At 70.3% G+C, this 20409-nt stretch carries 17 protein-coding genes; 7 read left to right on the top strand and 10 right to left on the bottom strand.

Annotated elements, in window-relative coordinates:
* Positions 1–160: 160 nt before the first annotated feature.
* The 5 genes from ACIA77_RS42735 to ACIA77_RS42715 all read right to left on the bottom strand — a co-directional run bounded on the left by ACIA77_RS42735 (position 161) and on the right by ACIA77_RS42715 (position 6411).
* Entirely contained in the window at positions 161–1159 is a 999-nt protein-coding gene (locus ACIA77_RS42735) for a DUF6454 family protein (protein WP_395891876.1), read from the bottom strand.
* A gap of 1277 nt (positions 1160–2436) precedes the next feature.
* Positions 2437–3045 (bottom strand): response regulator, encoded by a 609-nt coding sequence (locus ACIA77_RS42730; RefSeq protein WP_395891875.1) that lies wholly within the window; start codon positions 3043–3045, stop codon positions 2437–2439.
* Positions 3042–4187 (bottom strand): sensor histidine kinase, encoded by a 1146-nt coding sequence (locus ACIA77_RS42725; protein ID WP_395891874.1) that lies wholly within the window; start codon positions 4185–4187, stop codon positions 3042–3044. The genes ACIA77_RS42730 and ACIA77_RS42725 overlap by 4 nt, the downstream gene beginning before the upstream one ends.
* Positions 4184–4612, bottom strand: a complete 429-nt coding sequence (locus tag ACIA77_RS42720) for a hypothetical protein (protein ID WP_395891873.1) — start codon at positions 4610–4612, stop codon at positions 4184–4186. Before ACIA77_RS42720 ends, ACIA77_RS42725 begins: the two co-directional genes overlap by 4 nt.
* A gap of 776 nt (positions 4613–5388) precedes the next feature.
* On the bottom strand, positions 5389–6411 hold the full coding sequence (locus tag ACIA77_RS42715; RefSeq protein WP_395891872.1) for a TerC/Alx family metal homeostasis membrane protein: 1023 nt from the start codon (positions 6409–6411) through the stop codon (positions 5389–5391).
* A 770-nt stretch (positions 6412–7181) separates the two neighbouring features.
* On the opposite strand from ACIA77_RS42715, the gene ACIA77_RS42710 reads away from it, so the two are divergent.
* Positions 7182–7526, top strand: a complete 345-nt coding sequence (locus ACIA77_RS42710) for a hypothetical protein (RefSeq protein WP_395891871.1) — start codon at positions 7182–7184, stop codon at positions 7524–7526.
* Positions 7527–7544: 18 nt separating this feature from the next.
* Here the strand turns inward: ACIA77_RS42710 and ACIA77_RS42705 are convergent, their stop codons facing one another.
* The 3 genes from ACIA77_RS42705 to ACIA77_RS42695 are packed head-to-tail and all read right to left on the bottom strand — an operon-like array spanning position 7545 to position 9948.
* Positions 7545–8276, bottom strand: coding sequence for a GNAT family N-acetyltransferase (locus ACIA77_RS42705; RefSeq protein WP_395891870.1), 732 nt, complete (start codon positions 8274–8276; stop codon positions 7545–7547).
* Positions 8273–9265 (bottom strand): transporter substrate-binding domain-containing protein, encoded by a 993-nt coding sequence (locus ACIA77_RS42700; protein ID WP_395891869.1) that lies wholly within the window; start codon positions 9263–9265, stop codon positions 8273–8275. Before ACIA77_RS42700 ends, ACIA77_RS42705 begins: the two co-directional genes overlap by 4 nt.
* The gene (locus ACIA77_RS42695; protein ID WP_395891868.1) at positions 9262–9948 is read right to left on the bottom strand and encodes an amino acid ABC transporter ATP-binding protein; all 687 of its coding nucleotides are present in this window, start codon (positions 9946–9948) and stop codon (positions 9262–9264) included. Before ACIA77_RS42695 ends, ACIA77_RS42700 begins: the two co-directional genes overlap by 4 nt.
* A gap of 183 nt (positions 9949–10131) precedes the next feature.
* On the opposite strand from ACIA77_RS42695, the gene ACIA77_RS42690 reads away from it, so the two are divergent.
* Entirely contained in the window at positions 10132–10422 is a 291-nt protein-coding gene (locus ACIA77_RS42690; RefSeq protein ID WP_395891867.1) for a hypothetical protein, read from the top strand.
* Positions 10423–10556: 134 nt separating this feature from the next.
* On the opposite strand, the gene ACIA77_RS42685 is transcribed toward ACIA77_RS42690, so the two are convergent.
* Complete coding sequence (locus ACIA77_RS42685) at positions 10557–11642, bottom strand: IS630 family transposase (RefSeq protein ID WP_395891866.1); 1086 nt, start codon at positions 11640–11642, stop codon at positions 10557–10559.
* A 291-nt stretch (positions 11643–11933) separates the two neighbouring features.
* On the bottom strand, positions 11934–14696 hold the full coding sequence (locus ACIA77_RS42680; RefSeq protein WP_395891865.1) for a BTAD domain-containing putative transcriptional regulator: 2763 nt from the start codon (positions 14694–14696) through the stop codon (positions 11934–11936).
* A gap of 264 nt (positions 14697–14960) precedes the next feature.
* Between ACIA77_RS42680 and ACIA77_RS42675 the strand changes: the two genes are divergently transcribed.
* The 5 genes from ACIA77_RS42675 to ACIA77_RS42655 are packed head-to-tail and all read left to right on the top strand — an operon-like array spanning position 14961 to position 20237.
* Positions 14961–15899, top strand: a complete 939-nt coding sequence (locus tag ACIA77_RS42675) for a ParB/RepB/Spo0J family partition protein (RefSeq protein ID WP_395891864.1) — start codon at positions 14961–14963, stop codon at positions 15897–15899.
* Positions 15896–16726 (top strand): LLM class F420-dependent oxidoreductase, encoded by an 831-nt coding sequence (locus ACIA77_RS42670; RefSeq protein ID WP_395891863.1) that lies wholly within the window; start codon positions 15896–15898, stop codon positions 16724–16726. Before ACIA77_RS42675 ends, ACIA77_RS42670 begins: the two co-directional genes overlap by 4 nt.
* A 21-nt stretch (positions 16727–16747) precedes the next feature.
* The gene (locus ACIA77_RS42665; RefSeq protein WP_395891862.1) at positions 16748–17971 is read left to right on the top strand and encodes a JmjC domain-containing protein; all 1224 of its coding nucleotides are present in this window, start codon (positions 16748–16750) and stop codon (positions 17969–17971) included.
* Positions 17968–19170: a hypothetical protein gene (locus ACIA77_RS42660; RefSeq protein ID WP_395891861.1), complete on the top strand. Its 1203-nt coding sequence runs from the start codon at positions 17968–17970 to the stop codon at positions 19168–19170. The genes ACIA77_RS42665 and ACIA77_RS42660 overlap by 4 nt, the downstream gene beginning before the upstream one ends.
* Positions 19167–20237 (top strand): JmjC domain-containing protein, encoded by a 1071-nt coding sequence (locus ACIA77_RS42655; protein WP_395891860.1) that lies wholly within the window; start codon positions 19167–19169, stop codon positions 20235–20237. The genes ACIA77_RS42660 and ACIA77_RS42655 overlap by 4 nt, the downstream gene beginning before the upstream one ends.
* Positions 20238–20409: the final 172 nt, after the last annotated feature.

Below are 20409 nucleotides of genomic sequence, written 5' to 3'. Positions count from 1 at the left end.
CGTTTGAGGGAATGTTCCGGCCTCGGCGGCGGCCCGGCGCGAGCCGGGCACCGTCCTCGGTGCCGCGGGGTAGTCAGTTCCGACGGTGCCCGTCGGCGGGCCGTCTCCCGCGGTTGGGAGACGGCCCGCCGACGGGCTTCCCGGTGGCGCCGGGATCGGGCTAGACCGTCGCCTCGAACGTGAACACCTGCGTCCCCTTCACGTCCTCGCCGTTGTCCGGCGCGGCCCACAGGGTGAGGTGGTGGCCGTCGGCTGCCACCTTGAGCGGGTTGCGGGTGACGACGTGGCCGGCGGCCGACCACTTCTGGAACGGGATCTCGTGCAGGATGTCGTGCGAGCGCAGGTCGATCAGCGCGAGGCCGCCGAGCTCGTAGCTCGCGGAAGTGCCGCCGGCGGCCGGGTTCTGGCCGAACGTGGTGAGTCCGCTGCAGAGCATGCGTGCGTCGGGAACGTACTGGCAGTCCTGGAAGTCGACGATGTGGTTCGGGTTGTCCCAGGTGGCCACCGTCCGGCCCTGGGCCGTCCACTCGTAGAAGCGCCGCGAGCCCCAGTTGTTGCCGACGAGGTGCCCGGTGGTCCGGTCGTAGACGATCCCGCCGATGTGGTCGTGGACCTCGAACTCCTTGTGCGCCTGCAGGGTGGTGGCGTCCACGCGGTACATGATCGCGCTGCTGCCGGGCCGGTACTGCGCCAGCGGGACCCAGATGTTCCGGCCGTCGAAGTCGATTCCGCCGGGGTGGTACATGTCACCCTCGCCGAGGACGATGTCCTTCAGCAGCTTTCCCTGGCGGTCGATCACGAACAGGTGGCCGATCCCCTTGCCGGGCGTGCGGTCGTAACCGTCCTGCGGCGTCGGGTACATCTTCGTGGGCTCGATGATCTGCGTGGACGACAGGAACATCCGGTCGCCGACCACGGCCAGCCCTTCGGGGTGGTAGGTCGGGAACTTGAGGTCCAGGGTGTTCGTCAGGTTCCACGCGGTGGTGCGATCGACCGCGGTGAAATCGTTCGCCAGCACCCCACCGCGCGTCGCGGCCCGAGCACCGGATCCGTTCGCGGCGCCGCTGTCGGCGCCGGCCGCGTGGGCCGTCACCAGAGAGCCGAGCACCGCGGCGATGGACAGCGCGGCCACCACCAGACGCGACCTTGGTTTCTTCATGTCTCGCTCCTTGTCCGGCCCCAGAGCAACGGAGGCTACGGAGACGAGGTGAACGCCCGACGACGGCAACAAGTACGTCGTCCGACCTCCAGCCGAGACGATGTCCCTTCGGTGTGACGCGGATCGCGCCAGCTCGATCCACAGTGGAACGTGGGTGCGGTGTCGGAGCACACGACGGTGCCCTCGGCGGCGCGCTTCGCGGGTCGCAGCTGCCGTATCACCAGTGTTCCCTCCGGGAGCTCGAGCGCTTCGGCGTCCTCCACGGCTGGCGGCAAGTTCTCGACATTCGTCACTGGCCAAGCAGCGGTGCCGGCGTCGCATTCACCTTCGCCCGGTCTGGCTGCGCGGACGAAGCGATCCACGTCCACCGCGGTCAGACCGCGCGCCTGGGCAACGAGTTCAGCTTGCCGCGAGAGAGCCGCCCATACGCCGGTCCGCGCGAGAGTGATCGCGTCGCCGCACGACGTAGGGCTTGTGCGGCATCGCGAACACACCGTCCGGGCGGCGGCGGATCACGACGGAGGTCTGCACGAGCGTGATGAGGAGCCGGTCACCGGTGCCCCATCCGAGCGCCCACCGCCCCACGATCCTGCAAACGCCCGGCGGCGTCCATCACCGCGATGGACAGCCGCGGACCGGCATCTCCGGAAGACGCCGCCAGCCTCGGCAGCCCCCAGCGGTACCGGCGCCAAGATCGCCGGTGCGGGCGAAGGCCCGACAGCGCCCGCATCGGGCAGGCACAAGGAGGTCACGGGACCGCTCATGACGTGCCTCCCCGAACCACTCCACGCGAGGAGGACATGACACCGCAGAGCCTACTCGAGGCGCCGTGACGATGAACGCGAGAACGCCCCGCCGTAGCGGATCCCTTACTCTGTGGTGTGGGAGATTTCCCGTGAATATGTGCCCGAGACGATCTTGCACACATCTACAAGCCTACTACTCCCGGTTGACCTGCAGGTTCTCTCACTGGTTGAACCCGAAGCCACCCCGAGCCCCATGGGGTAATTGAGTGTCCGACACTAACCACACGCATGAAGCTGCCCAGTTGAGATTCGAGACCTCGATGCCGCGCGGCGTGGCAACCCGAGGTCGAGACTCGCTGACGAGACTGAAGCGTGCCGGTCCGACCTGGGATATTTCCCGCGAACGCGTGCTCAATGGGGGACTTGAACCCCCACGCACAGGAGATCTCCCAAGATTCGGGAGAACCTGGCACCACAACAACTGACGCCAACGTGCTGCACGTACTCCCCCAACACCCGTCCCCGAAACGGTCACAACCAGCCGCGCTCGTCGGCCACCCGCAGGGCCTCCATCCGGTTGCGCGTGCCGGTCTTGGTGGTGGCCCCGGACAGGTAGTTCCGCACGGTGCCCTCGGCGAGGTACAGCCTGGCCGCGATCTCGCTGACGGTGGCGCCGGAGCGGGCGGCGATGAGCACATCGCGTTCGCGGGCGGTGAGCGGTGACTCGCCCGCGGCCAGGGTGGCCGCCGCCAGCGCCGGGTCCACCACGCGCTCTCCGGCCGCCACGCGCCGGATGGCGTCGGCGAGAGTGTCGGCCGGAGCGTCCTTGACCACGAACCCGACGGCGCCCGCCTCCATCGCCCGGCGCAGATAGCCGGTGCGGCCGAACGTGGTCAGGATGACCACACGGCAGGCGGGCACTTGTGCGGCGAGCACGGCCGCCGCCGCGAGGCCGTCCAGCCCGGGCATGTCGATGTCCAGCAGCGCGACGTCTGGGCGGTGTTCCAGCGCCATGGCCGTCACCTCGTCGCCCCGGCCGACCGAGGCCACGACCTCGAAATCCGGTTCCAGGCCGAGTAGCGCACGCAGCGCCTGCCGGATCAGCTCCTGGTCGTCGGCGAGCAGCAGCCGGATGGTCATCGCGGCGTCTCCACTCGCAGCAACCACCCGTGCGGCCGCGTCGGGCCGGCTTGCAGCACCCCGCCGGCCGCGGCCACCCTGGTGCGCAGGCCGTCCAGCCCGGACCCGGCTCCCGCCGGCCCACCGGTCCCGTCGTCGCGTACCTCCACCGAGGACGCGGTCAGCTCGACCGTGCACCGCCTCGCCCGTGCGTGTCGGACCACGTTCGTCACCCCTTCCCGCACGACCCAGCCGAACAGCTCCTGCCGCTCCGGCGGCACGCCGTCGTAGGCGGTGGGCAGATCGGCGGCGACCCCCGCCGCTCGCAGCAGCTCCCGGCTGCGGGCAAGCTCGCCGGCGAGCGTCACGTCCCGGTACCCCGACACCGCGGCCCGGACGTCGGCCAGCGCCTGGCGGGACAGTTGCTCCACCGACTCCATCTCCTCCAGCGCCGGGGGCGGTGCGCCGACCGCCAGCCGCCTGGCCAGACCGCTCTTCACCGTGATGGCGGTGAGCGAATGGCCGAGCAGGTCGTGCAGGTCGCGGGCGATCCGGTTGCGCTCGGCCTCCGAGGCCAGCCGGGCCACTTCCGCTCTGGCCTCGCGCAGCTGCTGGTTGGCCGTGGCGGTACTGCTGAACGCGTGGACCAGCAGCGTGGTGAACACCACGGCCACCGCGAAGTACCAGGCCGGGCCGGTGCTCCAGCCCGGCACCACCATCGGCACCACGACACACCCCGCTGCACCCACCGCCACAAGCGCGAGCGCTGTCCGGCCGGCGACGCGCGCTGCCGCCGCCGGCACGATCATCGAAGCAAGGATCAGCACGTTCTCGTGCGCAAGCGGCGCCACCAGCACGGCCAGCACCGTCATCGCCGCCAGCAGCCACCAGTAGGCCCGCCACCACGTCCGCATGGAGGCCACCACGATGGCCAGGTAGCAGGCGGAAACAGCCACCAGCAGCAGGTAACCGACCACAAGGCCGGCGCCGCGCGCGTGCTGGGCGACACCGACGGCGGCCAGGAACGGGTAGCAGAGCATGCCCAGCGAGAGCAACAGCCGGCGCCACTCGTCCAGGCCACGCGATTCCTGGGACCTCAGCCCGTCGTCCACGTCGCCGACCGTACCGACACCCAGGTGGACCTGCACGGATCCGGTGGTCAACGAGCCACGAAAGCGGAGCGCACGGTCCGCGCGAAGGTCAGGAAGACAACCAGGACCAACAACGCACCGCACACCCCGTTCTCGATCTTGAACCAGATCGGGAACGCGCCGGGCACGCACTCGATCACGACGATCGCCACCACCTGGGCCAGCGCGATGATCTGCACCCGGCGGTAGCTGCTGCGCGAGCCCTTGGCCATGGCCACACCGATCGCGAACGTGACCAGCGAAGCACCGGCGAGGATCGAGCCACGGACCCACACCGCACTGGTGACGATCGCGGGGTCGCCGCTGAACACCACGATCGCCAGCAGGGTCAGCGCGCTCACCACCGCGTATCCACCGAGCAGCGCCCGGGCAATACGCAGCTTCTCGCGAGCGTCAGGGTCGGTCACGGTCACAGTCGAGTCATTCTCGTTCGTCATACCCGCAATGCTGATCAACTGCCCATCCCGCCGGTAGCGACGTTGTCCACCACCTGGCCGTGACATCTGTCAGAAACCAGGCATCCAGCGCGCCATGGTCCATGACGCGGCCGGCCACCGCCCCGCATCAGCCACGGTCACTGCCCTGCGTGGGTGCTGCCGATTCCGGCGACATTCGTCTTCGATCAGGACGAGATCGTTCGGTTCCACAGACTCGACGAGGACTCCCCCACCGGCCGTCCATCGACGTGGTGGTCGCGGCAGTGGCCGACCTACCTCATCGCTGCGCCCCAGGGTGCGTTCCACCAAGGCGCGGCTCTTGCCCGAATCGGTGTACTGACCATCACGGCGAATCCGGCCCCAGTCCCCAGCCAACCGACGTCATGTGGCGCAAACGCGTGTCGGAGCGAGTAGGCAGCTCGCCGGTACCCGCAAGCTTCGGCCGAATCGCGACCGACAGGGCATGATCGCCGAAGCGTCCGCTGCGGTGTACGACCAAGGCAAGCCTGACGCCCGCCCGCATACCCTGCGTCCGCCGATCACTTGCGCGACAGCGGTAGGCGCGGTCGGTCGATTCGCCTGATTTCGACTCGCGTGGCGCGATTTCGGACGTGCCCTCGCAGAAGTGCGTGAGAGCGTCCGGAGTGGACAGCAGGGTCACGGACGTGGTCCGCGAGGCGGGATCAGCGCGGCGCAGGTGATCGTCAGTGCTGCGACGACGAGCAGGGTGATGAACAGTTCGATCAGGGCGTTGATGATGAGTGTGGTGAGCACGGTCAGTCCCCCGGTGTGGTGGTCCGCTCGCGGGTGTGGTCGGCGAGATCGGCATCCCGGCGCCCTGCGCGCAGGCTGGTCAGGGTGACCGTGGCCAGGATGGTGACGATCACGGCCAGAGAAGCCGGTGTGGGGATCTGCGGCACTGCCGGCCAAAGCCCGTGGGCCCAGTGCAGGACCAGTTTCAGGCCGATGAACGCGAGGATGATCGCGAGGCCGTGGTTGAGGTGGACGAGTTTGCTCAGCGCGGTGTGCAGGACGAAGTACAGCGCGCGCAGGCCGAGCAAGGCGAAGGCGTTGGTGGCGAACACCAGGTAGGGGTCTGCGGTGATGCCGTAGACCGCGGGTACCGAGTCGACCGCGAACACCACGTCCGTCACGAACACGGCCACCACCACGACCGCCAGCGGCGTGAGCGCCCGCCGGCCGAGCTCGCGGACGGTCAGCCGCGCGTCGTGGTAGTCGTCGGCGACAGGCATCAGCCGGCGCAGCAGCCGCACCGACCGCATCCGCGAGGTGTCCGGTTCGGTGTCCGCACCGGTCACCGCCTGGTGCAGGATCTTCAGCGCCGAGACGAACAGGATCACCCCGAACACGAGGAACGCCCACGTGCCGGCCGACAGCAGGGCGGCGCCGGCGGCGATGAACACGCCGCGCAGCACCAGCGCCCCGACGATGCCGTAGAGCAGTACTCGTTGCTGCACCGCCGGCGGAACCGCGAACGCGGCCAGCAGCAGCATGAACACGAACAAGTTGTCCACCGACAGAGACTTCTCCACCACGAAGCCCGTCAGGAACTCCAGCGCCTGGCCACCACCGAACGCCGCCCACAACCAAAGCCCGAACAGCACCGGCAGCGTCAGGTAGAACACCGACCACCCCACGGCCTCCCGCATCGACACCTCGTGCGGGCGACGCGTCACCACGAAATCGGCGACCAGCAGCCCCAGCAGAACCGCGATACTCACGGCCCACAGTGCCGGTGAACCCACGGACGCGGCCGGCACGACAGGCGAATCGGGCATCAGGACCTCCTCGAACAACAACGCGTTCGAGGTCTCCTTCACCCATCGGGGCGGCTACCCGAGGACACCACACGGGATGTCCGTACTGACCGGGATAACCCTGCGGAAGTACTCCCCTCACACCCAGTATGACCACACCGTCCGGGCACAAGTAAAGAAGCGTCAGGCACTTTCCGGAGTGTTCGTCATTCCGTCATAGCCCCACGACCGGGCGTCGGGATGAGGTCGGGAAGTGGGCGCATTCGCTGGGGGCCGGTGGCGGCGGGCCGCCGCGTACCGGAGGCCGTCGCGGATGGCGGCCAGGTTTCGATCCGCCCATCGCGCCCGACACGACCTTGTGCCGCACGTCGTCGAGGTAGCGGAGGGGTCCCTTCGGCCTGAGGACCTCAAGCGAGGCCGACGCAGCCGACGGACGGTGCACCAAACCAGGCCGATCAGCCCTGCTTCCCGAAATTCGGCAGCACCAGCGTGGGTCCCGGCCCGGCGATTGAGCTGACCTCGCAGCGCCCAGCTGCTTCGACGTTGCCGGAGAGGTGGCCCACAGCCGCCCGTGGCTCACCGGCGGTAAGTGCGCACGACGTCGAGCGGAAAGCCCACGACCCAGGACCGAACGAGTTGAGGACGGCGGTGACAAGGCGAGGCGGCTTCCGCATCCAACGCGTTCACCATGGCTGGTTCCGCCCTGCCCCGGACAGACCTGACGGCATGCGAACAGCTCCCGTTGCTGCCCGGATGAGCGGTCCCGCATTCTGGGCGTCTGCAAAGGACCGGTGAGGACTCGCGGCCGGTCTTCGGCAGAACGGGCCGGCCGCCCCGCACCGCGGATCGTCGCCTTCGTCGCCGGCACCGTCACGGCCGACGTCGAAGGCGGCCGCGAAAAATCGTTGCGCGACATGGCGTTCTATGACCAGGTGCCCTCCTACCAGCGCGTGGTCTCCCTCGCGGGAGCACGCAGCGCCGGCGAGCTCGCGGTCGTCGGCGACGAGGCGCTCGTCGCCGACGCCGTGCGTCGCTACTTCGACGCGGGCGCCACCGAAGTCGTCTTCACCCAGACCGACCTCGGCAGCCCCGAGGACCAGCGCCGCACCTTCGACGTGCTCGGCGGCCTCGCCTGAGGGCCGGACCGCGGCCCGTCACGCCGTCGGCTTCAGCTGTGCGGCGGGCACCGCGGGACCGCCGGGCGCGGGTGGCACGCGGATCTGGCCGAACACCGTGCGGTGCCGCAGCCGGAAGCCGAGTGACTCGTACAGCCGGATCGCGGTGTGGTTCTGAGCCGCGGCGTGCAGGAACGGGGTCTCCCCGCGGTCGCGGATCCCGGCAGCCACCGCGAGCACCAGCCGGGTCGCCAGGCCGCGGCCCCGGTAGGCGGGGTCGGTGCACACGGCGCTGATCTCGGTCCAGCCGGGCGGGTGCAACCGCTCGCCGGCCATGGCCACGAGCGCGCCGCGGTGGCGCAGCCCGAGGTAGGTGCCCAGCAGGACGGTGCGCGTGCGGAACGGGCCGGGCTGGGTGCGGGCGACCAGGTCCAGCATCTCCGGTACGTCGGCCTCGGTCAGGCGCACCGCCTCCGGGTCGGGGGCGGCCGCGACACCGCCGTCGACCAGCTGCACCCCGGCGGCTTCCCGCAGGATCTCCCAGCCGGGCGGCGGATTTCCGGCCCGGGCGAGGAACGGCACGACCTCGCCCGGGCCGGCGAGCGCGGCGAGGTCGTCCCACACCGGTCCGCTCGTCGCGGGGTCGACGGCGAGGAACGGTGCCACGTCGACCGGGTAGCGCACGATCCGGCCGCGCCGTTGCGCGAAGCGGGCGTGCGGGCCGGTCAGCGAGGCCCACGCGGGCTCGTCCAAAACGGACTCCGCGGTCACGAATTGTCCAGCGGGAGCCCGGGCGGGTTCACCGCGGCCTGCGGCACGGCCTCGTTCTGCAGCCCGTAGGCCGCGAGCCACTGCTTGTACTGGCCGTGCTGGATGAGGTAGTCGATGGCGGCCGACAGCGCCTCGACGAGTCCGTTGCCCTTCTTGGTGGTCGCGGCGATCAGGCCCTGCAGTGTCGCGCCGGCACCGGAGTACTTGCCCGCGCTGCGTGTCGGGTTCGGTGTCTTCGCCGTTTGCGCGGCGTGGTAGGCGATGCCGGGGTTCGGCGCGAAGTAGGCGTCGATGCGGCCCGAGTCCAGCGCCAGGTACGTGCTGTTCTTGTCCGCGAAATTGCGCACGTCGAGCCTCTTGCCTTCGCCTTGCAGCCGCTTCTGCCACTCCAGGAGGATCTGCTCCTGGTTGGTCCCGGAATCGACAGCCACGGTCTTGCCCGCCAGGCTTTCGTAGGTGCCGTCGAAGTTCCAGGGGTTGTCTCGCTTGACCTCGAAGCCCAGGTTGTCTTCGCGGTAGGCGGCGAAGTCGAAGCCCTGCTGCTTGCGCTGCTCGGTCACGGTGATGTTGGAGAACCCGGCATCGAACTGCCCGCTTTGCAGGCGCACGAACAGGTTCTGCCACGAAGCGTTCTGCACGTCGGGCTCCAGCCCGAGCACCGCGGCGACCAGCCGGCCGAGGTCGGGTTCAGCCCCGGTGAGCGTGCGCTGATCGGTCCCGACGTAGGCCAGCGGCGGGAAACCCGACGGCAACGCGCCCACGCCGATCACGAGCTTGCCCCGGTCGAGGATCGCCTTCGGGACCTTCGCGCGGATCTCGGCGACGGTCGGCACGGTCAGCGTGACGGGGTGCTCGTCGGTGGTGTTGGCGGCCACGGCGACGGAGTGGGTGCCGTCGGCGTTCGCCGCTGCCTGGGGGGTGCCGCCGCACGCGCTGGTCAGCAAGGCGGCGGTGACGGCGGCGAGGGGTAGGAAGGTGCGGCGCCTCATGCGATTCCTGCGCTTTCGGTCCGGGTGACCTTCCCGAGGAATTCCCGGGTGCGGTCGTGAGCGGGGTGGTCGAGGACTTGTTCGGGCGGCCCGGTTTCGACGACGCGGCCGCCGTCGAGGAACACGACGTGGCCGGCGATCTCGCGGGCGAAGCGGATCTCGTGGGTGACGACGATCAGCGTCGTCCCGCTGCGGGCGAGGTCACGGATCACCGAGAGCACCTCGCCGACGAGTTCGGGGTCGAGCGCCGAGGTAGGTTCGTCGAGCAGGATCAGCTCCGGCTCGAGCGCGAGCGCGCGGGCGATCGCGACCCGCTGCTGCTGGCCGCCGGACAGCTGGCGCGGGAAAGCGCTCTCCCGACCGGCGAGCCCGACCCGGGCCAGTAGGTCCCGCGCCCGAGCTTCGGCCTGCGCCCGCGGGACGTGCTGCGTGACGATCGGGGCCTCGACGAGGTTGTCGAGGATCGTCAAGTGCGGAAACAGGTTGAAGTGCTGGAACCCGAACCCGATCCGGGAGCGCTGGCGCAGGATCGCGCGCTCGCTCAGCTCCTTGAACCGGTCACCGTGCACCCGCACACCCACCAGTTCCCCACCGACGCTCACATACCCGCTGTCGAGCCGCTCCAGGTGGTTGATCGCCCGCAGCAGCTTCGACGAACCCCTGCCGACCGACACCTTCTCCACGGAGGAAACGCTGGAGGTCGGTGGTGTCCGGCTGGAACTGGCCTACAAGGGCGAGGACCGCAGCCCCGGCAACATCTACATCTACGCGCCGGCGCAGAAAGTGCTCACCAAGATCGACATCGTGACTCCGGGCAGCGTCGGGTTCATGCACATGGACGCCACTCGTCGCTCATCAGTGGCTTCGTGGAGGCGCACGACAAGATCCTCGAGTACGACTTCGACGCCCTGATCGGCGGGCACATCACCCGGTGGGGCACGCGGGAGGACGTGCTGACCGCTCGCGAATACTTCAACGACCTTCGCGACGCGAGCTTGGAAGCGCTGGTCACCCTGACCAACAGCCAGGATTCCGTGACGGCGTTCATAGCTCCGTTCGGGCAGGAGCTCGCCCTGGTCGGCGCGGAGAACTGGATGAACTCGCTGGCGAACTACGCCACCGAGAAGACCTTGACCAAGGTGACGTCGAACGGTTAGACCTGGCCGGAACGGCTGGCCGGCGCGACCCCGTTCACCAAGTACCACGGTTATTCGATGGTGGCGGGTCTCCGCTTCGAGGGCACGCACCAGGGTTACCAGCAGCAGGGCACCGGCGGTCCCGGCTTCATCTTCTAGCGTTGTGAGTCGTTGATTCGGCCGCAGTAGGCGGCGAGGGTGTCGAGGATGTCGTCAGCGGTCTTGGTCCATACGAACGGTTTCGGGTTGGCGTTCCACTCGTCGGTCCACTGTCGTAGGTCTTTCTCCAGTGCGGTGACGCTGCGGTGGGCGCAGCGGCGGAGTTTCCGGTTGGTCAGCTCGGCGAACCAGCGCTCGACCAGGTTCAGCCACGAACTGCTGGTCGGGGTGAAGTGCACGTGGAACCGGGGATGGCGCAGCAGCCAGTTCTTGACCTGCGGGGTTTTGTGGGTGGCGTAGTTGTCCAGCACCAGGTGGAGAACGAGTTCCTTGGGGACGGCGTCGTCGATCAGCTTCAGGAAGCGGAGGAATTCCTGGTGGCGGTGGCGACGATAGTGCTGGGCGATCACCGACCCGCTGGAGACATCGAAGGCTGCGAACAAACTGGTGGTGCCGTGGCGGACATAGTCATGAGTCATCCGCGCAGGCGTGGTCGGCATGAGCGGCAGGATCGGTGCGGTCCGATCGATTGCCTGCATCTGGCTTTTCTCGTCCACCACCAGCACCAGGGCGTTCTCCGGTGGGGCCATATACAGGCCGACGACATCACGAACCTTGTCCACGAACTGGGGATCAGTCGAGAGCTTCCAGGTCTCGATCGCGTGGGGTTTCAGTCCGAACGCCCGCCAGATCCGCGAGACCGCTGTTTGCGACAGGCCCGTGGCCGAGGCCATCGACCGTGTCGACCAATGCGTGTCCTTGCCCGGTGTTTCTTCCAGGGTCTTGGTGATCATCTGCTCGACCCGGTCATCCGTGATCAACCGGGGCCGCCCAGGACGCGGTTCGTCCGAGAGGCCCTCCAGCCGCTCAATCAGGAACCGCGACCGCCACTTGGAGACCATGTCCCGGGAGACACCCAGATCCGCGGCAGCCTGCCCGATCGTGCCGCCTTCGGCGCACCGCAACACAATCCGTGCTCGCGCCGCCAGCGCCTGCGCTGTTTTCCGCCGCCGGCTCCAACCCAGCAGAACCTGCCGCTCCTCCTCCGACAGCACGACCGGGACAACCTTCGGGCTCGGCATACCACACCATACCAACTACAGCCGAACTAACGACTCATAACAGCGGGGTGTGTTCACGCTCGTGCAGGCGACCGCGGTGACGGACCGGTGGGGCAGCGCCCATTACGGCAGGCTCAGCGGGCTGTTGTCGGCGCCGCTGATGATCACGCCGCGTTCGCGCCGTAGGTGGGTTCCGCGTTGGCTGGGGTGTTGGGCGGCTATCCCGGTGTGTTCGGGGTGCTGGCTGGCGCGGGTGGTGGCGGCGGTGCTGTCGTTGGCCGGGGTGCCGAGGTCACCTGCTCGCTGACATGGTCACGCTTCAGCGGGCCGGCCGTCCATCAGTCGCCGTACCTGCCGCGCTTCGGTCTCGCGGCCAAGCTGCTCGTACAGCGCCAGCGCCTGCTGCCAAGCCTTACGGGCCTCGTCGAGCTGGCCGAGTGCGGCGTGGGGATGGCCGAGTTGGTGGAGCGCGTCCGCTTCCAACGGCATGTTGCCGATCTCGCGCAGGAGCGTGATCGCGGTTCGGTAGTGGTCGATCGCGTCGGTGTACCGGCCGGTGTGGTGTGCGATGTAGGCCAGGCTGTCCAGGGTGGTGGCCTGGCCTTCGACGTTCTCGCGGCGCAGGTAGAGGTCGTACGCCACCTGGCAGTGCTCGCGACCTGCGGCGTAGTCACCGGACTTGGCGGCGTACCAACCAACCGCGTTGAGGGCTCCGGCCTCCCACAGCGGGTCGTCGAGGGTTCGGACGATGCGCAGCGCGGCCTCGGCGTGCGTGCGGGCCTGGTGGCTGTCTCCCCGGGACATCGCGGCACCGGCGAGCGTCCGGTGGATGTGGGTCTGGTTGAGGTGATCGTGGTGCTGCTCGGCCAGCGCCAGCGCGTTGCGCAGGGACTGGTCGGCTTTGTCGTGCTGGCCGAGGTCGCCGTACGCGCGGCCGAGCAGGCGGTGGGCGATCAGGTGCGCGGTGGGGTCGGCGAGGTGGGCCACGGCGTCCACCCCGGCCGTCCACACGGCGAGCTTGTCCCGGAAGTGGCCGCGACGGCGGTGGTAGGTCTCCATCGTGGCGGCCAGGCCCCAGGTGACCCTGTGCATCTTCCGGTTCGCCGCCGCCTGCTGGACGGCGAGCAGGTTGTCGTGCTCGGTGTTGAACCAGCGCATGGCTGCTTTGTCGTCGTCGATCGCGAGCGGCGCGCTGCCGGCCGCCGGCGGTGTCAGGCCCAGTGACGGGCGGGTCGGGTTGAACACGGCGTCGGCGTTGCCGGCGGTGTGGAGGTAGAAGTCGACCACCCGGCCCAGCGCTTCCGTTCGGACACCGTCCGGGAGGTCGTCGGCGGTCTCGGCGGCGTGCCGGCGGATCAGGTCGTGCAGCTGGTAGCGGCCGGTGTCGGTGCTGGTGAGCAGGGAAGCCTGGGCCAGGCCGCGGAGGATGTCAGCGGTGTTCTTCTTGGTCAGGCCGAGCAGGCTGGTGGCGGCGTCGAGACCGATGTCGTGGCCGGGGGCGATGCCCAGGAGGGCGTAGGCGGTGGCCTGTTCGGGGGTGAGCGTGGTGAGCGAGAGGGACAGCACGGCCGGGAGGCTGGCGGCGGGGTCCGTGTCGGCGAGCGCGTCCAAGCCGAGGTCGCGCAGTTCGGCGGCCAGCCCGGCGAGGGTGAGCTGCGGACGGGTCAGGGCCTGGGCGGCGGCGAGGCTCAGCGCCAGCGGGAACCCGCCGCACAGCTCGACGACGCGGGTGAGCGCGTCGGGTTCGGCCGCCACCCGGTCGGCGCCGATCCGGTCGGTGAGCAGGTCCCGTGCCTCGTCGGGCGAGAGCACGTCCAAGGACAGGTGGTGGGCGCCGTGGCGGGCGATGAGGCTGGTCAGCGTAGTGCGGCTGGTGATCAGGACGGTGCACGTGTCGCTGCCGGGCAGCAACGGGGTCACCTGGCCGCTGTCGGTGGCGTTGTCGAGCAGGATGAGCATGCGTCTGCCGGCGATGAGGTTGCGGAACAGCGCGGCTGCGGCGTGCGTGTCGGTGGGGATCCGCGCAAGGTCGACGCCCAGCGCGTCGAGGAAACCGTGCAGGGCGGCGGCAGCTGTCATGGGGGTGTCGTCGGGGCTGAAGCCGCGCAGGTCGACGAACAGCTGACCGTCGGGGAACCGGCTGGTGTGCCGGTGGGCCCAGTGCAGGGCGAGCCAGGTCTTGCCGATCCCGCCCGCGCCGGCGATGGCGGAGATGACCACTGGTGTGCCGGTCAGCGCGGTGTCCAAGCGGCCGATGTCCATGTGGCGGCCGACGAACCGCCGGGGCGCGGACGGTAGCTGGCGCACCGGGGCCGCGGGTGTGGAAGCGGGAGTGGGCGCCGGTGCCTGGTGGGTGGCCAGCAGGGTCGCGTGCAGCTGTTGGAGGTGGGTACCGGGTTCGGTGCCGAGTTCGTCGACGAGGCGCGCGCGGATGCGCAGGTAGTGGGCCAGGGCGTCGGCGGTGCGGCCGGCCTGGTGCAGGGCGAGCAGGTACTGGCCGGCGAGGCGTTCGTCGAGGGGCCGGTCGGCGAGCTGGCGGGCCAGGTCGGCCAGGAGGTGCTCACCGGCTCCGGCGCGAAGCCGCGCGTCGGTCAGGTCGCGTTGGGCGGTGGTGCGTTCCTCGACGAGCGCGGCACGTGCCACCGTGGCCCAGTTGCCGGTCAGGCCGGTCAGTGCCTCGCCGTGCCACAGGTCCAGCGCCTGGGTGAGCATCCGGGCGGCTTCGGCGGCGTCCGGTTGCTGGCGGGCGGTCGCACAGAGGTCGCGGAAGGCCTGGACGTCGATGACGGGTGCGGTGCCGGTGGTGGCGAGGGTGTAACCGCCGGGCCGCCGGGTGATCCGCAGGGAGTCGAACCCGGCGAGCGCCTGCCGCAGCCGGGAGAGGTAGCTGTACAGCGTCGCACGGCCGCGGCGGGGCACGTCCTGCCCCCAGACCCGCTCGATCAGCTGGTCCACCGGCACCACCCGGCCGGCGTCGAGGGCGAGGGCGGCGACGACGCACCGTTGCCTGGCGGGCCCAAGGTCGACCCGGTTTCCGTCGGTGTGCACCGTCACTTCACCGAGCAGCCGCAACATGCCGCCGAGTCCTCCCGTTGCCAACCCCGACCTGCGGAATGCAGAAATCGCGCAAGAAATCCGCAGAGTCCGCCGTCCAGTATGGCCGCACGGTCACGACCCGACGACGTCCCGGGTGGTGGCCGGCGCCGGAGCAACGCTTCCCCACGTACGGGGCTGACATGGGCATGGCCGGGGGTCCGCTCAGAGCGGCTTTTGACAGACGCATAGCTCGGCGGATCAGTCTCCCCCTGGTGGGAGTCCGACTTGACGGGGGGAGGCGGCATGAGCGCCGACGAACTGGCCGCGCGGCGAACCCCGCACCTCGCCGTGGTCGAGGCCGGGGACGCGGTCTGCCGGGTGCCGATCGACCGGTTGACGATCGGCGACTCGCCCCGGCTGACCGGACAGGACGAGGAGCACGTCGCCCGCCTGGCCGAGGCGGACACGCCGATGCCGCCCATCCTCGTGCACTACGACACGATGCTGGTGATCGACGGCGTGCACCGGATCCGCGCGGCGCAGCTGCGCGGTGAGGACACCATCGCCGTCGAGTTCAAGCACTGCGAGCTGAGCCAGATCTTCGTGCTCGCGGTGAGCACGAACATCTCGCACGGGCTCCCGTTGTCCCTCGCGGACCGCAAGGCCGCGGCGGCGCGGATCCTGCGGTCGCACCCGGACTGGTCGGACCGGGCCATCGGGGGCGTCACCGGGCTCGACCACAAGACGGTCGGCCGGGTCCGGCGCGACCGGCCCGGCGGGTTGGCCGCGGTGCGGGTCGCACGTGCGCGCAGGAGCGCGCGCCGGGGGGTGGCCGAGGAGATCATGGCGAGGCAGCCGAACGCGTCGTTGCGCCAGGTCGCGAAGGCCGCAGGCATCTCCGTCAGCACCGCCCACGACGTGCGCAAGCGGATCACCGCGGCCCGGCCGGAAGGGGAGCAGCCGACGCCGGCCCGTACCGCACCGCGCGGTTCGCACGGCAACGCCGGCGCCGTGCTGAGGAAGCTGGCCACCGATCCGTCGCTGCGGCACACCGACGGCGGGCGGACGTTGCTGCGGCTGCTTAACTCGCACCGGCTCACCGAGGACGGCTGGCGACAACTCGCCATCAGCGTGCCCGCCCACTGGACGGCAGCGGTCGCCGACCTCGCCCGTGAGCACGCGATGACGTGGCTGGACTTCGCCGCCGCACTCGACCAGGCGGAAGGCGGGGGCCAGGCATGACCGAACCGTTCGTTCGGGGACGTTCCCCACGCCCCGTCCGCATCGCCGTGCAACTGCACCCCCAGCACGCGCCGTACCGCCTGCTCCGTGACGCGGTCCGCCGGGCCGAGGCGCTCGGGGTCGACGCGGTCTTCACCTGGGACCACTTCTTCCCGCTGTACGGCCCGCCGACCGGGCAGCACTTCGAGTGCTGGACCACGCTGGCCGCGTGGGCGGAACAGACCACAACGGTCCACATCGGACCGATGGTGTCCTGCGTCGCATTCCGCAATCCGCACCTGCTCGCGGACATGGCGCGGACGGTCGACCACGTGTCCGGCGGCCGGCTCGTCCTCGGTCTGGGCGCCGGCTGGTCCGAAGCGGACTTCACCGGGTTCGGCTACCCGGTCAAGCCCGCCGGCGAACTGATCGACGACCTGGCGACCGCGCTGCCGGTCATCCGGGAGAGGCTGCACGGGCCCGACCGCGGCCCGGTGGGGCACGTGCCCGTGATGATCGGCGGCGCGGGCGAGCGCAAGACGTTGCCGCTGGTGGCGCGGCACGCCGACATCTGGCACAGCTTCTCCGTCAAGGATGAACTCGTCCCCCGGATCACCCTGCTGCGCGGGTACTGCGCGGAGATCGGCCGCGACTTTGACGAGATCGAGGTGGCCGTGGCGGTCGGCGGAGGTGGCCGCGACTGGCGCGCGCCCGGGGCGCCCGACCGCTGGGGCGAACCGCTCCGGCAGGCCGGCGCGAGCCTCTTCACGCTCGCGGTCGGCGGCGCGCGGTACGACCTCACCGAGGTCCAGGCATGGCTCGACTGGCGCGACCGCGTCTCAGGCTGACCGCCCACGAAAGGGGGAACCTTGTACACACCGACGTTCGCCGACCTCGTCGGCGACGAGGCGGCGTTCTTCGAGCGGTACTTCAACCACGCGCCGCTGCTGCGGCGGGACGCGCTCCCGGTCGACCCACGGGAGGTGCTGGCCGTCGCCGACCTCGACGAGTTGCTGAGCCACGACGCGATACGGCTGCCGTACTTGCGGATCGCGAAGGACGGCTCGTCGGTCCGTGAGGTCACATACTCGCGCACGCACGTCGTGCAGAACGAGACGGTCGCCGACGCCGTCGATCCCCGGCGGGTGCACGAGCTGTTCCGCTCCGGCGCGACCGTCACCTGGAACTCGATCAACCACGTACGGCCCAACCTGCGTGACCTCACGGCGATGTTGAACGAGAAGTTCGCCACCCGCAGCGACGCCATCGCGTTCCTGACGCCGGCGGGCAAGAGGGGGTACGCCCCGCACCACGACCCGGTGGACGTGTTCGTCGTCCAGTTGGCGGGAACCAAGGAATGGCAGCTGTGGCCCACGCGGCCCGACCGCCGGGACGACACCGGGCACTACAGCCTCGACGAACTCGGTGAGCCCGCGCAGCGGACCGTGCTGCGGCCCGGTGACGTGCTGTACCTGCCGTACAGCACCCCGCACGTCGCGGCGGCGCAGAACGAGATGTCGCTGCACCTGTCGATCGTCGTGGAGCCACGGTTGGTGCGCGACCTCGTCGCCAACACGGTCGCCGCGCTGCTGGACGACGACCCCGAGTTCGCCGACTTCCCCCTCCTGGACGACACGACCGAGCCACGGCTCGCGGCGGCGCTCGTGCACCTGGCGAAGAGGCTGGGCGAGGTGGACACCGCCGAGGAGGTCCGGCGGCTCCGGCGGGCCGGCCGCGCCGACGGCGCGGACAGCAGGCGCACCACCACGTTCGTGGACCTCGCGCGGGTCGACGGTGTCGGCCCGGACGCGCGGCTCACCCGGGAACCGGGCCAGGACCTGGCCTTCGGCGACAGCGTGGACGGCCGTACCACGCTCGTGCTCGGCTCGCACGCGGCCAGGGTCCGTACGGCCAAGACCGCTTCGACGGCCGCCACGTTGACCGTTCCGGACGCGGTCGCGGACCGGCTGCGCGGGCTCGCGCCCGGCGAGATCGTCCTGGCGAGCGAGCTGTACCCGGGGGTGACGGCCGAACGTTCGGTCGCGGCGGCCAAGAGCCTGGCCCGGCTCGGTGTGCTGGCGGTGGTGTCGTGACGGTCGTCGACCAGGACCGGTGGCGGGCGTTCGGCCACTCCGAAGGGCCGGGTTTCCCCTCGGTGCGGCACATCCCAGGTCTCGTACGGCGACCGGAAGCGCTCGAGGCGGGCCTGCGGGACGCGGTCCGCGGCGCGACCACACGCGCCGGCCCCGAGGACGTCTCCGCACCGCGGTTCCGCGTCTACAGTGGACACCGGTTGGACTACCCGGCGGCGGAGGGGCTGACGCACTCGGCGTTCGACGGCGGGGACCTCGGCGCGTGGTTCGACGAGCAGTGCCCGGCCGACGAGATGTGCCTGGCGTTCAACGAGGTCGACACGTGGTCGCCCGCCATGGCCGACCTGCTCGCCGCCGAACTCACGCTGCCGCTCGTCGAGTCGGCCGGTGAGCCGCGGTCGGGTCTCGAGTGGTACTCGTTCGTCGGCCGGTCCGGCTTCACCCCGTTCGGGCTGCACTCGGACCCCGAGCCGTCGATGATCTTCCACCTCGGGCCCGCGCCCAAGGAGGTCTGGGTCTTCGACCGGGCCACGTTGCCGAAGCTGCCGAACGGCCGCCAGATCACGTTCGACTTCACGCACCTGCTGCCCACGGCCCGGCACTTCGTGTTGCGGCCAGGGGACTTCCTGCTCATCCCTGCGTTCGACTTCCACGTCTTCCGCAACATCGGGTACTCCGCGTTCCTCGGGCTGACGGTCTACCCGCGGGACCTCCGGCAGGAGCTGGCCAACGTCGTCATGCACCTCGCGCCGCACCCGGACGACCAACGTCTCCCGGCGAGCGAGGCGATCCGGGTCTCGGCCGCGGACCTGGTCGGGGACTCGTTCGAGAAGGAGCTCGCCGTCGCGCTCGACGACGCGGAACGACGGCTGCGGTCGGCCGCGTGGACGAAGAAGACCGCTGTGCCACTGCACCCCACCAAGGCGGACGAGATCGGCGTGGCCGAGTTCGTGGTGACGACCCGGCCGGTAGTGCCCGCCGCGCACCGGGCCGCGTTGTTCGTGGGCGGCCGGACCATCACCCTGCCCACCGGGTGCCAGCCGGAGGCACTGATCGACGTGCTGACCTCGGACCGGCGGTTCAGCGGGCCGGAACTGCTCGACGCGCTGAGCGCGGCCACGGCGGAATCTCTCGCGTACGGGCTGTTCAGCGCATTGGAAACCTGCGGCGGCGTACGCCGGATCGGAGCGCGCCCATGACCACCACGATCGCGTACGAACCGATCATGACCGACGTCCTGGACGCCTTGGGCCCGCGCGAGCGGCTGTCCCGTGCCTGCCTGACGGGCCGGGTCGATCCGGAGCGCGCCCGCGCCGAGCTGGGGTGGTCGGTGGTCGAGGAGCTGCTGGCGACGTCCACCTTCGACCCCGGCATGTTCCGGATCATCACCGAGCACGGCCACACCGACCCGGAGCTGTACCTGGCGTCCACGCTGAACGGTCTCAGCGTGGTCAAGCGAACGATGCGGGCCAACGTGCTCGTGCACGAGCTGTCGATCGGCTCGACCCTGAACGTCAACGGCGCCGACCGGCTCCACAGTGGACTACAGGCGGACCGGGAGCTGCTCGAGTACGCGGTGGGCCGGCTCGCCTGGTGCAACGGGTTCGTCAGCCACACCGGCAGTTCCGCGTTCGGCCGGCACCACGACAACCACAACGTGGTCGTGGTCCAGGCCGAGGGGAGCAAGCACTGGCGGGTGTTCGCCCCGGACCAGGACGCGCCGGTCTTCGACACCGTGCTGACCGCGGGTGACGTGCTGCACGTGCCGACCGGTTGGGACCACGAGGTGACCGGCCTCGGCGGGTCGAGCGTGCACTGGACGTTCGGGTTCTGCGTGCCGTCGGACCACGACATCGTGCTCGCCGAGCTGGCCCACCGGGCCAGCCGGGGCGAGGACCTGGTGGTGCCCGACGGCGACCTCGCCGACCTCACCGACCTCGACACGGCGGCCAGGGCCCGGTCGCTCGACCGGCGCGCGGGCGCCAACCTGCCGTGGTCGCTCGGCGATGACCTGCCGGAGCTGGACGAGCTGCTGGTGCGCTGGGCCGCGCGGCTGCCACCGGCGGTCACACGTTCCGGTGACACGCTCCTGGTGGCCTCGCTGGGCAGCCGGTACCGCATCGACGCACGCTTCGACCAGGCGATGCGGCTGTTGGCGCGCGGTGGCCGGGTGCGGGCCTCCGTACTGGGGTCCGAGGCCGAGGTACGCACGTTCCTCGCCTTTGCCCTCGAACAGCGGCTCGTGCTACTGGAACGGGACAGCTGACCGGCTCGCCACGTCCCGCCCGCCCGCACCCCGCGAGGAGAACCATGACCCACGAACCCACCGCGACCGCCGCCGCGGCGGCGGCCGGGGCGGCCCCCCCCCCCACCCTCCCGGGGGAAGTCGCCGGGCCGGCGACCCCGCATGTGGGGGGTTGGCCCCGCGCCCGCACGTA

It is taken from the genome of Amycolatopsis sp. NPDC051903 (genome assembly GCF_044452505.1).
In the GTDB taxonomy this organism is placed as follows: Bacteria; Actinomycetota; Actinomycetes; order Mycobacteriales; family Pseudonocardiaceae; genus Amycolatopsis.
This window is presented reverse-complemented; position numbering and strand designations above follow the sequence as displayed.